Origin of the sequence: Streptomyces sp. NPDC001868, assembly GCF_040297125.1 — a bacterium.
Lineage (GTDB): Bacteria > Actinomycetota > Actinomycetes > Streptomycetales > Streptomycetaceae > Streptomyces.
The window spans coordinates 14,020-28,071 of the sequence record NZ_JBEOYO010000057.1; the positions used below are offsets into that span (position 1 = coordinate 14,020).

10 protein-coding genes and 1 pseudogene are annotated in these 14,052 nt (G+C 70.8%); 6 read left to right on the plus strand and 5 right to left on the minus strand.

All coding sequences use genetic code 11. From position 1 onward, the window contains the following. Positions 1 to 77: 77 nt before the first annotated feature. From ABT147_RS39230 to ABT147_RS39240, 3 genes are read left to right on the plus strand one after another with little or no spacing between them, the layout of a single operon-like run. Positions 78 to 1,694: a bifunctional 3-(3-hydroxy-phenyl)propionate/3-hydroxycinnamic acid hydroxylase gene (locus ABT147_RS39230; protein WP_351415524.1), complete on the plus strand. Its 1,617-nt coding sequence runs from the start codon at positions 78 to 80 to the stop codon at positions 1,692 to 1,694. 13 nt (positions 1,695 to 1,707) lie between these two features. Next, positions 1,708 to 2,583 carry an alpha/beta fold hydrolase gene (locus tag ABT147_RS39235; RefSeq protein WP_351415526.1) on the plus strand — a complete coding sequence of 292 codons (876 nt, stop codon included), beginning with the start codon at positions 1,708 to 1,710 and terminating at the stop codon, positions 2,581 to 2,583. Continuing rightward, positions 2,580 to 3,599, plus strand: coding sequence for a VOC family protein (locus tag ABT147_RS39240; protein ID WP_351415528.1), 1,020 nt, complete (start codon positions 2,580 to 2,582; stop codon positions 3,597 to 3,599). Before ABT147_RS39235 ends, ABT147_RS39240 begins: the two co-directional genes overlap by 4 nt. A gap of 678 nt (positions 3,600 to 4,277) precedes the next feature. On the opposite strand, the gene ABT147_RS39245 is transcribed toward ABT147_RS39240, so the two are convergent. Next, entirely contained in the window at positions 4,278 to 5,024 is a 747-nt protein-coding gene (locus tag ABT147_RS39245; RefSeq protein ID WP_351415612.1) for an IclR family transcriptional regulator, read from the minus strand. 185 nt (positions 5,025 to 5,209) lie between these two features. Here ABT147_RS39245 and mhpD point away from each other — a divergent pair, with 185 nt between their 5' ends. The 3 genes from mhpD to dmpG are packed head-to-tail and all read left to right on the plus strand — an operon-like array spanning position 5,210 to position 8,015. Beyond that, the gene (gene mhpD, locus ABT147_RS39250) at positions 5,210 to 6,031 is read left to right on the plus strand and encodes a 2-keto-4-pentenoate hydratase (protein WP_351415531.1); all 822 of its coding nucleotides are present in this window, start codon (positions 5,210 to 5,212) and stop codon (positions 6,029 to 6,031) included. After that, entirely contained in the window at positions 6,028 to 6,975 is a 948-nt protein-coding gene (locus ABT147_RS39255) for an acetaldehyde dehydrogenase (acetylating) (RefSeq protein WP_351415533.1), read from the plus strand. The genes mhpD and ABT147_RS39255 overlap by 4 nt, the downstream gene beginning before the upstream one ends. Continuing rightward, entirely contained in the window at positions 6,972 to 8,015 is a 1,044-nt protein-coding gene (gene dmpG, locus ABT147_RS39260; RefSeq protein WP_351415536.1) for a 4-hydroxy-2-oxovalerate aldolase, read from the plus strand. Before ABT147_RS39255 ends, dmpG begins: the two co-directional genes overlap by 4 nt. 228 nt (positions 8,016 to 8,243) lie before the next feature. On the opposite strand, the gene ABT147_RS39265 is transcribed toward dmpG, so the two are convergent. The 4 genes and pseudogenes from ABT147_RS39265 to ABT147_RS39280 form a co-directional block, all read right to left on the minus strand. Continuing rightward, positions 8,244 to 9,731, minus strand: a complete 1,488-nt coding sequence (locus tag ABT147_RS39265) for an FG-GAP and VCBS repeat-containing protein (protein ID WP_351415538.1) — start codon at positions 9,729 to 9,731, stop codon at positions 8,244 to 8,246. 248 nt (positions 9,732 to 9,979) lie between these two features. Further along, positions 9,980 to 10,063 (minus strand): annotated as a pseudogene (locus tag ABT147_RS39270) (transposase); the annotation flags it as partial. A 116-nt stretch (positions 10,064 to 10,179) separates the two neighbouring features. Beyond that, positions 10,180 to 12,753: an FxSxx-COOH system tetratricopeptide repeat protein gene (fxsT, locus tag ABT147_RS39275; protein ID WP_351415540.1), complete on the minus strand. Its 2,574-nt coding sequence runs from the start codon at positions 12,751 to 12,753 to the stop codon at positions 10,180 to 10,182. Beyond that, positions 12,737 to 14,023, minus strand: coding sequence for a TIR-like protein FxsC (locus ABT147_RS39280; RefSeq protein ID WP_351415542.1), 1,287 nt, complete (start codon positions 14,021 to 14,023; stop codon positions 12,737 to 12,739). The genes fxsT and ABT147_RS39280 overlap by 17 nt, the downstream gene beginning before the upstream one ends. Positions 14,024 to 14,052: the final 29 nt, after the last annotated feature.

Below are 14,052 nucleotides of genomic sequence, written 5' to 3' on the forward strand. Positions count from 1 at the left end.
GCTCCAATTGGAGTAAGCGTTACAGCAAGAGCCGTGAGCAGGAGCCGTGCACGATGAGGGACACGAGGTGGCCTGGTGTGAGTGAGATCAGGGCCGGGACAGAAACCGAAGACAGCACCCACGACACCTACGACGTGGCGGTGATCGGTTACGGGCCCACGGGCGTGACCGCCGCGAACCTGCTGGGCGCCATGGGCCTGCGCGTCGTCGTGCTGGAACGTGACGCGGAGATCTTCAGCCGCGCCAGAGCCATCTCCACCGACGAGGAGGTCGTCCGCATCTGGCAGCGGATCGGCCTGGCCGAGCGGCTCAAGCAGGACATGCTGACCGAACGGCCCGTCGACTTCGTCGACGCGAACGGCCGGGCGTTCCTCAGCGCCCGCCCCACCCCGCGCGGCCACGGCCATCCGCCGCAGCTGTTCATCTACCAGCCCGCGCTGGAACAGGTCCTGCGCGACGGCGTCGACCGCTACCCGAACGTGAAGATCCTTCTGCGCCACGAGTGCCTGCGCCTGCGCCAGGACACCGACGGGGTGGAACTGACGGTCGTCGGTAGGGCCGACGACTCCGTCGACCGGCTGCGCGCCTCCTACGTGATCGCCGCCGACGGCGGCTCCAGCCTCACCCGCGCCCAGCTGAACATCGGCTACGAGGGCAAGACCTACGAGGACCGCTGGGTGGTCATCGACACGAAGATGCTCAAGCCCTGGCCGGACCACGACAAGCTGCGCTTCCACTGCGACCCGGCCCGTCCGGCCGTGGACTGCCCGACCCCGCTCGGCCACCACCGGTGGGAGTTCCCGATCCTGCCCGGCGACGACGAGAAGCAGCTGACCACCGAGGAGGCCGTGTACCGGCTGGTGGCCCGGTACGGCATCTCCCGCGACAGCGTCGAGGTCCTGCGCGCCACCGTCTACAGCCACCACGTCCGCTTCGCCGGCCGCTTTCGCATGGGGCGGGTCTTCCTCGCCGGCGACGCCGCCCACGCCATGCCGCCGTGGATCGGCCAGGGCATGGCCGCCGGCGTGCGCGACGTGGCCAACCTCTGCTGGAAACTCGACGCCGTCCTGCGCGGCGAACTGCCCGAGACCGTGCTCGACAGCTACGAGGCCGAGCGCAAACCGCACGTCAAGGAGGTCACCAAGCGGGCGGTGTTCGTCGGCCGGATCATCACCGAACGCCGCCTGCCGCTCGCGCGTGTCCGCAACGGCGCCCTGCGCGCCCTGGACCGCATACCGGGCTTCGGCGCCTGGATGCAGGACTCGAACTGGATCCCCGTCGCACAGTACGACGCCGGCCTGCAGGCACGCCCCCGCACCCGGGCGACCGGCCACCAAGTCCCCCAGCCCTGGGTCACCGGCCCCGACGGCACCCGCGTCCGCCTGGACGACGCACTCGGCGGCCGATGGCTCCTCCTGCACGCCCGCACGGCCTCGCCCCAGCCCGCCTGGGACCTGCCCGGCGTGTCTTCCCTGACCGTCACACCCGCCGGCTCCCGCCCGGCCGAGGACACCCTCGTCGACAGCGACGACGTCCTGCTGCCCTGGATGACCCGGCACGGCGCCGCCACACTCGCCCTGCGCCCCGACGCCTACGTCTACGCCGCGGCTCCCGGCGGTGCCCCGCTCCCGCCCCCACCTCGCGGCTTCACCCCCTCCACGACCTCCCGACCGACCGCGTCCACCGCCCAGTGAGGACCCCGGCATCATGACTTCGACACCGACCGGCCTGCCGACGATGCAGGAGAGCACGTACGACATCGGCGGACGGAAGATCTTCGCCGCCGAGACCGGGGACGGCCCGCCGGTCCTGCTGCTGCACGGCGGCGGCCCCGGAGCCTCCGGCGTCTCCAACTACGCCCGCAACATCACGGAACTGGCCAGGCAATACCGGGTCATCGTGCCCGACCTGCCCGGCTACGGCCGCAGCACCAAGGGCGTCGACGGCACCGACCCCTTCGGCCACCTGGCCGACGGCATCCGCGGCCTGCTGGACGAACTGGGCCTGGAGAAAGCCCACTTGGTCGGCAACTCCTACGGCGGCGCCTGCGCCCTGCGCCTGGCCCTGGACACACCCGACCGGGTCGACCGGATGGTCCTCATGGGCCCCGGCGGCATCGGCACCACCCGCGCCCTGCCCACTCCCGGCCTCAACAGCCTGCTGAACTACTACACCGGCGACGGTCCTTCGCGACAGAAGCTGGAGAAGTTCATCCGCACCTACCTCGTGTTCAACGCCGCCGACGTCCCGGACTCAGCCATCGACGAGCGCTACCGGGCCAGCATCGACCCCGAGGTGATCGCCGCGCCACCGCTGCGACGGCCCTCGGGACCCGACGCCCTACGCACCGTGTGGAGGATGGACTTCACCCGCGACGCGCGCCTGTCCCGGCTGCCCGTGCCCACGCTGGTGCTGTGGGGGGCGCAGGACAAGGTCAACCGGCCGTCCGGCGGCCGCATGCTCGCCGAACGCCTGCCCAACTGCGACCTGTACCTGGTCGCCAACACCGGACACTGGGTCCAGTTCGAACGCGCTCAGCTCTTCAACCGGCTGTGCGCCGACTTCCTGGCGGGCCGCCGATGAACACCGCAGCGACCCGCACCGCCTCCGTCTTCGGCGCCGTCCACCTCGGTTACATCGTCATCGAGACCAACCGCTTCGCCGACTGGCGGCGCTTCGGCACCGACGCCGTCGGCATGCACCACGACACCCTCTCCCGCGACCTGATGCGCTTCCGCCTCGACGACCAGGAATGCCGGTTCCTGCTCAGGCGCGGCCCCGCCGAGGACGTCGTCGCCACCGGCTGGCACATCGACGACCACACCGCCTTCGAACAGATCGAGGCCCGCATCCGCGCCCACGGCGTCCCGCTCGTCCAGGGCTCCGAGGAGGAGGCCGCGCTGCGCGGCGTGGAACGCCTGCTGCGCTTCCCCGGCCCCAAGGGCATCACCCAGGAGATCTACACCACCCCCCTCACGTCGGCCGAACCGCTGCGCATGCTCGCCTCCGGATTCGTCACCGGCGACTCCGGCATGGGACACATCGCGCTGACCTCCACCAGGCCCACGCAGATCCGCGGCTACTTCAACACCGTCTTCGACGCCCGCCTGACCGACTACATCGACGAGACCATCAGCGGCGTCAAACTCAAGATCCGCTTCCTGCGCGTCAACGAACGCCACCACTCCGTGGCCGTCGTCGGCACCCGCGGCCTGCCCGTCGACCCGGTCCGCACCCGCGTCCAGCACCTCAACATCCAGGCCGCGCGCCTCGACGACGTCGCCCAGAGCTACCAGCGTCTTCACGAACTCGGCTTCGACATGGCCCTGGCCGTCGGCCAGCACACCAACGACCGTGAACTGTCGTACTACGCCCGCACCCCCTCGGGCTTCGAGTGGGAAGTCGGCTGGAACCCGATCGTCATCGACGAGAGAACCTGGGAACCCACCACCCACCAGGGCATCAGCACCTGGGGCCACCTCCCCGTCGGCCAGACCATCGTGGACAAGCTCAACCAGTTCCGCCTCGGTGCCCGCTCTCTGGCCCGCCGCGAGGACACCGTGCCCGCTCTCAGCGGCGCGGGCATCGCCGATGACTGACCCCGGGCCCGGCCACCGCACCACCAGCGCAGCGGACCGTACCGGCTCGTCTTCGCAGCAGGGCGGGAAAGAGCCGTGCCGCCCGCCCCTTGCCGCTCAGCCGGGCATACGGTGCGCCGAGGCCTGGAGCGGCAACGGTGCCCCCAGCCCCATCGCGTGCCGGGGCCACGCCGCCCGCAGCCCGGGCGCCTTCGGCGTGCGCATCCGCAGCACACCGCCCCGCGCCGTCCGGTTGCCGTCACGCCCCCCGGGCCCTCCTCCAACAAGGCCCCGCCGGGGCCGGGGACGCACGGCCGACCGCGCTCGCCGGGACCGCGCCGAGCGCTGTCGCGGTGACTCCCAGCGGCAAGGCCGCCTTGAGCAGGCCACGTCGTCTCATGCCGTGCGAGTCAGCTTGTCCGGGAACAGTCATAGAACACCTCAGCGAGGGAGTGAACGGGGATGTAGGGCCGCTGGAAGGCCAGGCAGATGTCGGGCAGCCACAGCATTCGGCAGCAAGACGCGCGCCGACGTCCGGCCTCCTGTAGCGATCACTACAGCGGCTGTAGTGATCGCTACGGTAAGAGTGGCGGGGAGCAAGCGTCAAGATCGAAGTAGGTGTGATTCAGGTGCGATTTATCGGTGAGTCTGTCCGTGTGGGGTAAATCCGCCGGGCGCGGGCAGCTGCCCGGCGACGTCTCAGGAAGAGGCGCCGCGCGGCGTGCTGCTGCCGGCGCGCAGCACACGGGACAGGCCCAGGGCGGCCGTGCGCACGGCGGGCGCGAGCTGGGCGGGGTGGAACCGGGCGCGCGGCACGGCGACCGACAGGGCACCCACCGCCGTCGGTCCGTCGAAGACCGGCGAAGCGATGCAGCTGACGCCGAGGGCGGCTTCCTGCTCCTCGTAGGCGAGGCCGGACACCTGGATCTGCTCGATGGCGGTGCGCAGTCGCGCCGCGTCGGTGACCGAGTGGGGGGTGAGACGGGGCAGAGGCGCGGCCAGCACCTCGTCCACCAGCTCGGAGCCGGAGAAGGCCAGCAGCGCCTTGCCCACGCCGGTGCAGCTCAGGGGGAGTCGGCCGCCGATGCGGGAGGGCAGCGAAAGGGTCTGGTGGCCGTGGATCCGCTCGATGTAGACCACCTCGTGTCCCTCCCGGACGCCGAGATGCACGGTCTCGTGAGTGGCCTCGAAGAGGTCCTGGAGAAACGGCAGCGCCGCCTCCCGCAGATCGAGCCGACGCGGCACAAGCGAACCCAGCTCGAAGAGCTTGCCGCCCAGCCGGTAGATCTCACCGTCACGCTCGAGCAGCCCGAGCCGCACCAGGTCGGCACAGAGGCGGAACGCCGTCGTCTTGGCCAGCCCCGTACGGCTGGCGATTTCTGTCAGACGGAACGCACCACCGTCCGGGCGGTAACAGTCCAGGACGGCAGCCGCCTTGTCGAGCATGTTCCCCTGCGCACTGTTCCGTGTCATGGAACATATTTTGCCGCCGATCGCCCGCACGCCTATACCTGTCGTGGATCGACGGACGGCCATCCGCCACCTCTCCACCAGCCCTCACGCACCCCGCCCCCGGAGGTAACCCGCATGTTCGCCCCGCACCGCCGTACCAGTCCCCGCCGGAGGCGACCGTGAGCGCCCACGAGTCCGCAGACGCCGTGACCAAGGCGGCGGCCATCCTGGAGGAGGCAGCCCGCACCGGCGTCCCATGCGCCCCGGTACGCTCGCTCCTGCCGGAGGCGGACATCGAGGCGGCCTACACCGTGCAGCGCCTGCACGCGGAGCACGGGGTCACCGCCGGCCGTCGGCTCGTAGGCCGCAAGATCGGCCTGACCTCACCCACCGTGCAGCGCCAACTCGGCGTCGGCCAACCGGACTTCGGCGCGCTCTTCGCCGACATGGCGGTACCCGAGGGACAGCCCATCGCCCCCGGCCGACTCCTCCAGCCGAAAGTCGAGGCCGAGGTCGCCCTGGTGCTGGGCACCAACCTGCCGCACCCCGACCCGACCATCGCCGACCTCCTGCGGGCCACCGCGTTCGCGCTGCCCGCACTGGAGATCGTCGACAGCCGCATCGCCGACTGGGACATCACCATCGTCGACACCATCGCCGACAACGCCTCCAGCGGCCTGTACGTCCTCGGCGGTACGCCCGTCCCCTTGGACCGCGTCGACCTGCGGGCCGTGACGATGACCCTGGCCAAGAACGGCGAGACCGTCTCACGGGGCACCGGCGCCGACTGCCTGGGCAGCCCCCTCACCGCCGCCCTCTGGCTCGCCTCCACCCTCGCCGGCCTGGGCGACCCGCTGCGGGCCGGCGACATCGTCCTGACCGGCGCGCTCGGCCCGATGGCCGTCGCCACCGAGGGCGACGAGTTCACCGCGCACATCGAAGGGCTCGGCACCGTCACGACCACGTTCGCGTCCGCCCCCACGCAAGGAGCCGGAGCATGACCACGAAGGTCGCCGTCATCGGATCGGGCAACATCGGCACCGACCTGATGATCAAAATCCTCCGGCTCTCCGAATCCCTGGAGATCACCGCGCTGGCCGGAATCGACCCGGACTCCGACGGCCTCGCCCGCGCCCACCGCCTGAAGGTCGCCACCACCCACGAGGGCGTCGACGGCCTGGTGAAGCTGGACGCGTTCGCGGACGTGGACATCGTCTTCGACGCCACCTCCGCCGGTGCGCACCGCCGCCACGACGAAGTACTGCGCTCGCTGGGGCGCACGGTCGTGGACCTGACGCCCGCCGCACTCGGCCCGTACGTCGTCCCGCCCGTCAACGGCGACGCCCACCTCGACGCGTCGAACGTCAACATGGTCACCTGCGGCGGCCAGGCCACCATCCCGATCGTCGCCGCCGTCGCCGCCGTGACACCCGTTCACTACGGCGAGATCGTCGCCTCGATCTCCTCGCGTTCAGCCGGCCCCGGTACGCGGGCCAACATCGACGAGTTCACCGAAACCACCTCCGCGGCCATCGAACAGGTCGGCGGCGCGGCCCGAGGCAAGGCGATCATCGTCCTCAACCCGGCCGAACCCCCGCTGATCATGCGCGACACCGTCCACTGCCTGGTCGGCGGCTGCGACGAGGCCGCGGTGACCGCCTCGGTGGAGGACATGGTCGCCCGCGTCCAGACGTACGTGCCCGGCTACCGCCTCAAGCAGAAGGTCCAGTTCGACCGCGTCGCCGACGACGACCCCTTGCGCTCACTGCTCCCCGCCGACACGCGGCCCGCCGACGCCGCGAAGGTCTCGGTCTTCCTGGAGGTCGAGGGCGCCGCCCACTATCTGCCCGCCTACGCCGGCAACCTCGACATCATGACCTCGGCCGCCCTGCGCACCGCCGAACGCATGGCCGCACACCGCTCCACGGAGGTGGTCTCCCGATGACCGCGAACCAACCGCCCACGCAGCCGCCCGCCCTGTACGTGCAGGACGTGACCCTGCGGGACGGCATGCACGCCGTACGCCACCGCTACACCGTCGACCAGGCCCGCACCATCGCCACCGCACTCGACGCCGCCGGGGTCGCCGCGATCGAGATCGCCCACGGCGACGGCCTGTCCGGCTCCAGCATCACCTACGGCGTCGGCGCCCACACCGACTGGGAGTGGATCGAAGCCGTCTGCGACAGCGTCCACCACGCGGTGCCCACCACGCTCCTCCTGCCCGGCATCGGCACCCTGCACGACCTGCGACAGGCCCACGCCCTCGGCATCCGCTCGGTCCGCGTCGCCACCCACTGCACCGAGGCCGACATCTCCGCCCAGCACATCGCGGCCGCCCGCGACCTGGGAATGGACGTCGCGGGCTTCCTGATGATGTCCCACATGGCCGAACCAGCCGAACTCGCCCGCCAGGCCAAGCTGATGGAGTCCTACGGCGCTGCTTGCGTCTACGTCACCGACTCAGGCGGCCGCCTCACCATGGACGGCGTCCGCGACCGCGTCCGCGCCTACCGCGACGCCCTCGACCCCGCCACCGGGATCGGCATCCACGCCCACCACAACCTCGGCCTGGGCGTCGCCAACTCCGTCGTCGCCGTCGAGAACGGCGTCACCCGCGTCGACGCCTCCCTCGCCGGTCAGGGCGCCGGAGCCGGAAACTGCCCGCTGGAGGCGTTCATCGCGGTCGCCGACCTCACGGGCTGGGAGCACGGCTGCGACCTGTTCCCCCTCATGGACGCCGCCGACGACCTCGTACGCCCCCTGCAGGACCGCGAAGTCCGCGTCGACCGCGAGACCCTCACCCTCGGCTACGCCGGCGTGTACTCCAGCTTCCTCCGCCACGCCGAGACCGCCGCGCGCCGGCACGGCTTCGACACCCGCGCGATCCTCGTCGAAGTCGGCCGGCGCAAGATGGTCGGCGGCCAGGAGGACATGATCACCGACATCGCGCTCGACCTCGCAGCGGCCGGTCCCGGAAGCTGACCAGGAGCGATCGGTGCGGCACCTGCGTCCCGCTCGGCGATGCCGGTGTCACCGCTGCCGGTGGCGGGACGAAACATCCGCAGCGAGCCTTCGGCTCTCCGCGCTCCTTTGGACCGAGGCGGTGAGGCGGCCCGCGCACCTCGGCCGAAGCCGGCTCGCCCCGGCCGGACATGACGGTGGGGCGGCACCAGGCCGCCCCACCGAACCCCCGTTGCCCGATCGGCTCGCTCAGCGCAGGAGCGCGCCGAAGCGGGCGCCCGTGGCGGGCGCCGAGAGGTCGCCGGCGCCGAACGCGAGGGACGACGTGGCCGTGAGACCGGTCGCCGTGCCGCGCAGCACCCAGACCGCGCCGTTCCAGCTGTTCTCGGCCAGGGAACCGGCCGCGAGGTCGGCGTGGCCGTCACCGTCGACGTCCAGCAGCGCGCTGCTCGCGCCGAACTGGTCGTCGTTCTCGGCGACTCCGGGTACCCCGGCGGTGTCCTGGTGGAAGGTCTGCGTACCGGCGCCCGTGACACCGGAGGCGCTGCCGGGGACCAGGGCAACGGACCCGGCGTCGGTGATGTCGCCGATGTCCTCGCCCGGGATGCCGAGCGCGATGTCGCCGAAGCCGTCACCGTTGACGTCCGCCACCGAGACCGTGGAGCCGATCCCGTCGCCCTCCTCCTCCACGCCGGGGAAGCCGGGCAGGTCCTGGTCGAAGGTCTGTACGCGCTCCTCGGACAGGCCGGAGGCCGACCCGAACGCGATCTGGACCTTGCTGCCGTTCCAGTAGTTGCCCACCACGACGTCGTCGAACCCGTCGTTGTTCACGTCCCCGATGCCGGTGCCCGTACCGGTCGCCGTGCCGTCCGCGGGGACCCAGCCGCTGGTGAAGCCCGTGCTGCCGCCGCCGAGGAACAGACGGTTGCCCCACTGGCCGTCGCCCGCGTACTTCCAGGCGACGATGTCGTCCTTGCCGTCGCCGTTGACGTCGCCGGTCCGGGTGGAGCGGACGGGCCCGCTGATCGAGTCGCCGTCCTCCTGGCAGCCGCCGTTGGTGGCGCAGGACGCGTCGCCTGCGTCGTAGCCCCACCAGTCGGCCTTGTCCAGCAGCGGCAGGGTGGCGGTGGGCTGTCCGGCACGGGTGACCGGGCCCTTCCACACGGTGGCGTCGCCGCTCGCCGGGTCGTCGCCCGCGCCGGACAGGTAGGAGAACAGGGCGAGGTCCGTCTTGCCGTCGCCGTCGAAGTCGCCGGTCGTGGGGGACTGCCCGTACCCGGGTATGGCCGTGCCGCCGGTGAGTCCGGAGGCGGAGCCCCAGAGGATGACGGAGCCGGGACTGCCGCCCGAGATCACCAGGTCGCTGAAGCCGTCGCCGTCCAGGTCGCCCTTGGTGAAGTTGGTCCCGAAGCGCTGGTTCGCGGTGGCGGAGCCGGGAACGCCGCTGGTGGAGCGGCTGATGAGCTTCTTGTTGGCGGCGGAGACCCCATCGGCGGAGCCGTACGTGACGGCCACGTAGCCCGCCTTGGCCTTGCTGGAGATCGTGGCGTCCGGAGCCGACACGACCAGGTCGGCGTATCCGTCGCCGTTGAAGTCGTCCTGCGTGTCCGCGGACCCGGTGGCCGCCAGTGCCGGGCCCCCGGTGAGAGCAATGGCGCCGAATCCTCCGGCGAGCAGCACCGCGGCTGCCAGGGGTGCGGTGAGCGCGGTACGGGTTCGGCGGTGTGCTCGGGACATACGTGAGCCTTTCGAGTCGGTCGGTTCTGTACGCGGAAGGCCGCGTTCAGTGGGTACGACTCGAGCCGGGCGATCCCAGTTGTACGTCCCAATGTCATGGATTCGTAACCGAGGAGACAGGTGTGGCGCTGAACTCCCTTGTTCTCGAAGGGAGTTCAGTGCGTGTCACCGTCGATCTACCAGTCGCCTCGACCCACTCGGGGTGGTCGATGAACGGGTTCTGAGTGGCCGCTCACGGAACGGTGCCGGTTCTTCCAGGCCGTGAGCACCGGCTCGATCAACGCCCACTGCTCGTCGGACAAGTCGCTCTGGTACGGCTTGCGTTCACTCATCCCACCGATCCCAGCAGGCCGCCGGCACCGGACCGGAACGTTCCGGCTTCGCCCACACCATCAGGCGATACCAGAACCACTCATAGACTCACGAACCGCCCACAAACAAACCACCGTTAGCCAGCAGCGCCCCCCGGAGCACTGCCCAAGGCGCGCCGCATCAGGGCGGACTTGGTCTCGGGCGAGGCGCAGTGTTCCGCCTCCGTGTGGTCTAAGTGCGGCCACAACGCTTGGAGCCCTTCCGGTGCCTCGTCCCCGAGCACGCCGTCCGGCTGGTTCCGGACCGCTTCCGCCAGCACGAGGTGCGTGTGATGACGGACCGCCTCCCGCTCATCTGGGTCGACCTCCGCATGGATCACGGACTGTACGGCTCGGTGCATCCGCAGTGTCTGGGCCCGCCTGTCCACCTCTAGCAGCCCACTACGGTCCGCCTCTTGGAGAGCGGCCATGAATCTCAGCGGATCGGCCCGGCCGGATTGGCCCGCCCACAGCACTCCCGCCAGGGTCTCGCTGCGAACCAGCGCGTCCAGTGGCAGCGGGGTCGGAGCGAGCTCGCCGCACAGCTGCAGCAGCCGGACCGCGGCCGGGGATACCTCACGAAGACCGACGAGGGCGACCCGGCAGCAGGCCGTGATCGGCGATGCTGGCACTACTCCGGCTCGAGCCAGCTCGCGGAGGTAAGTCGCCGCGGACGTCTCCGTCTCGCTTAGCCAGGTTGCGGCCTGGGCGACGGCGAGCGGAAGGTCCCCCACCGCCGAGGCCACCCGGTCCGCGTCCGGCTCACCCAGCCCAGAGACCCGTCCGCGCAGCAGCTCGACGCTCTCCTCCCGGCTGAAGGCGCCGAGCTGAACGGTCTCCATGCCCTCTGCCCAAACCGCGAAGCGTGAGGTGATCAGTACTCGGCCGGAGCCGGACGGCACCAGGCCGGCCAACTCGCTGGGACCGCCCGCGTCGTCGAACACCAGCAGCCACCTGCCGTGCGGACGGTCGGCGGAGAGCGCCTCGACCACCCGGGCGCAGGCCGCGTCTACTCCGTCCAGCAGCGTGCCGGGCCACAGCGCCTCCGCGAGCCGGGCGAGCGACGCCGTCGCCGCGTGCGCCGTGGTGGCCGGAATCCACCAGACGAGGTTGTAGTCGGCCCGGAACCGGTGTGCGTATTCGACCGCGAGCCGCCGTCGACCCGCACCGGGGAGCCCGCCGTCCGGGAGCACCACCACCGACCTGCTGACCGCGAGGCTGTCGTGCAGGCGGTCGAGCACCAGGTCACGGCCCACGAAAGCGCTGTTCCGGCCAGGCACCCGCCACACCACCGGCTGCCGCGCCGGGAACCTCGGACGGGCAGGATCGAGCACCCCGTCCAGCGGGCCTGGCTGATCGAGGGCCTGGAGCACGGCCGCCGCGGCACCGGCCTCGTCCAGCCCGGTCAGGTCAACCGACACGAGACCGGCCAGTCGCGGTGGCAGCGCCACCGGCTCGACCATGACGGGCACCACCCGGGCGGCTTCGCCCGGCGCGCCGTCCGGGGCAGCCGGCATGGTGCGGGTACGCGGCGAGCCCCGGAAATTGGGGGAGACCACGACGACGGCCGGAGTCCCGGAGGGGGCGCCCGAGTCCGGCGGCAGCACCTGGAAGCCCGCGCCGCGCAGCGCCCAGCCGATCCATTCCGCCCACAACCGGTCTGCGGGAACGTGCGCCAGCACGACGGGCACCGCCCGCGTCGGGACGGGCAGGGTGAAGGAAGCCAGATGCCGCTTTCGCAGACTCTCGTCGAGCACCGGCAACCGCTCAACCAGACCATCCGTGATCGCCGATGTGAGCCGCTCGTAGGCGGTCAGGAGGCTGCCCGGTTCGCCCGAGACGTCACCGAAGACGGCGAGGATCTCCTCGCACCCGTACTTCGGCTGGTCGGGGATCGCGACTTCCGCCCAGTACCGGTCGGCGGCCGCGCCCGACAGACCCGACGGCAGGCCCTCGAAGGAGTTCCTGGCCCGCTGCCGTCCGGCCGCGAGCCTCGACATGTCGGGCCCGCCCACCCGCATGGGCACGGGCAGGATCCGGATCTCCCAACCCGGGGAATTGTGACCGATGTACCGGGCCGTCCTGGCCGCTCCCTCGATGCTCTGGACGTTCAATGTGAAGCAGCTGACCAGCACGTCGGGCAGATCCACGGTGCAGATCTCGACGGTGTTGCTCAGCCCGGTACGGCTGTCGATCAGCACGTAGTCGTAGTTGCGCCGCATGTCCTCGCGCAACGCGCTGAGAAACGGGCCGCCTACGTAGTCCCAGGAGAGAGAGGCCAGCGTGTCGAGATATTCCGCGTTCTGCCGGCCGGCTGACAGGAAATCCAGGGAACCGCCGCCCGGGAAGGCCCACTCGACTGACAGGGCGTGCGGGCGCACCCGCGCGGTTTGGGCGTATAGGTCCCTGCCCCTCGGCCCGCGGTTCCTGGCCAGTACGGCGTGATCGGCGAAGAGGTCGACGATTCCGGTCGTGGAGCCCAGCGCGGCGGGAGGCAGGAACGGGTGGAAATAGTGGTGCAGTCCCGGGGCTTCCAGATCCCAGTCGCAGGCCAGCACCCGATGGCCGTTGGAAGCCAGGATCCAGGCGATGTTGGCGACGGCCATGGTGCGACCCACTCCACCCTTGTACGAGTAGAAGGTGACGATGCGTCCCTCACGGCCTCCGGTCACCGTGCGCCTCCTGCTCGTGCCGCATTCCAGCCGCGGGTTCGGGACCATCGGCGTGGAAGGAGGGCCGTCTCGGTGGGGTCGGCGGGTAGGACGGGGCATGCGTCGCGAACTGCGCGCTCATCGCCTTCGCGAGCTTCGGGAAAACCTCGCTAAACATCTCCGCCGTGGCCAGTCCCGTGACCGCGGCCCGGGAGACGGCGCGGCTGCGCCTGCTCATGACCGGCGCCACGGTCTCCAAATCCGGTGGGCCGGGATCCTCCTCGTCCCGTACGCCGGGTTCAGGGGCGCTCCCGGGGACCATGGCCCCGACCCATGGGGGGACGTCAGAGTCCAGGGCCGACAGACGTTCGCGCCGCTCCGGTTCGAGCAGCGCCCCCCGGTCCACCAGCAGCACCGCGGGTCCGGAAGAGGACCCACCGGTCAGCAGATCCTCCGGCGACACGTCGTCGAACGACAGGACGGTCGCCCGGTAGTCGAGGTTACGGGCCAGGTAGGCGGCCAATTCGGCGAGCGGCCGTGCGTGCTCGTACGGATTCCAGTCCGGCACCCCGGACTTGTCACCACCCCGGTCATCGCCGTCGCCCGCGCCCTCTCCCTGGGAGGAGACAATGACGATCCTCAGCGTCTGCTCCTCGCCGGACGCGCCGAAGGCGCTCGGCAATGTGTCGAACGACGGGCGGCGCCCGGGAGCCAGTGTCGTCTCCTCTGCGACCTGCACGATCCGTTTCGCCAGCTGGTAGACGGCCCTCTCGTACTCGTTTCGGAGGTAGTTCAACTTGATGAGCCCGTAGAAGCCCTCCGCGGCGTAGTCGGCTCCGAAACCGCTGTGGTTGAACTGCAGCGCGGCCGCAGTGAAGGGCAACTGAGCCGGGTGAACCGGCACCCACAGGGCGGGCACGATTGGTGCCACCTCGCCGAACGAGCGGGCCGTTTGCAGTGCCATGCGCTGGGAGAAGGCGTACCACTCCCTGCCGCACATGTCGCTTTTGAAGTAACGCGGGGAGTACAGGGGGACGAACACCCGGCAGGTCGCCAGGGCCTCCGCCAAGCGTTCGCGCCAGCCCTCCCCGACGGTCGTGGTCCGGTCTATGAAACCCACGGGGGATCCCACGGGCTCGGCCGTCATCTGCAGGATGTGATCACACAGATCGCGGAAGAGCCGCCACACCCACATGTCTGGATCCACGTCGCCCTGGATACCGCGCTTCGGCGTGTGGGCGTAACTGAGGAAGAAGTAGGGCGCCCTGTTGTAACCGCGCGGATCGTCCATCGGTGACGCCCCCTCGTTTCGGCGACCGG

Coding starts and splice junctions, on each gene's coding strand:
- ABT147_RS39240 (WP_351415528.1), top strand. CDS start 2,580: ATGAACACCGCAGCGACCCGCACCGCCTCCGTCTTCGGCGCCGTCCAC.
- dmpG (WP_351415536.1), top strand. CDS start 6,972: ATGACCGCGAACCAACCGCCCACGCAGCCGCCCGCCCTGTACGTGCAG.
- ABT147_RS39265 (WP_351415538.1), bottom strand. CDS start 9,731: ATGTCCCGAGCACACCGCCGAACCCGTACCGCGCTCACCGCACCCCTG.
- ABT147_RS39255 (WP_351415533.1), top strand. CDS start 6,028: ATGACCACGAAGGTCGCCGTCATCGGATCGGGCAACATCGGCACCGAC.
- ABT147_RS39235 (WP_351415526.1), top strand. CDS start 1,708: ATGACTTCGACACCGACCGGCCTGCCGACGATGCAGGAGAGCACGTAC.
- ABT147_RS39245 (WP_351415612.1), bottom strand. CDS start 5,024: ATGCTCGACAAGGCGGCTGCCGTCCTGGACTGTTACCGCCCGGACGGT.
- ABT147_RS39280 (WP_351415542.1), bottom strand. CDS start 14,023: ATGGACGATCCGCGCGGTTACAACAGGGCGCCCTACTTCTTCCTCAGT.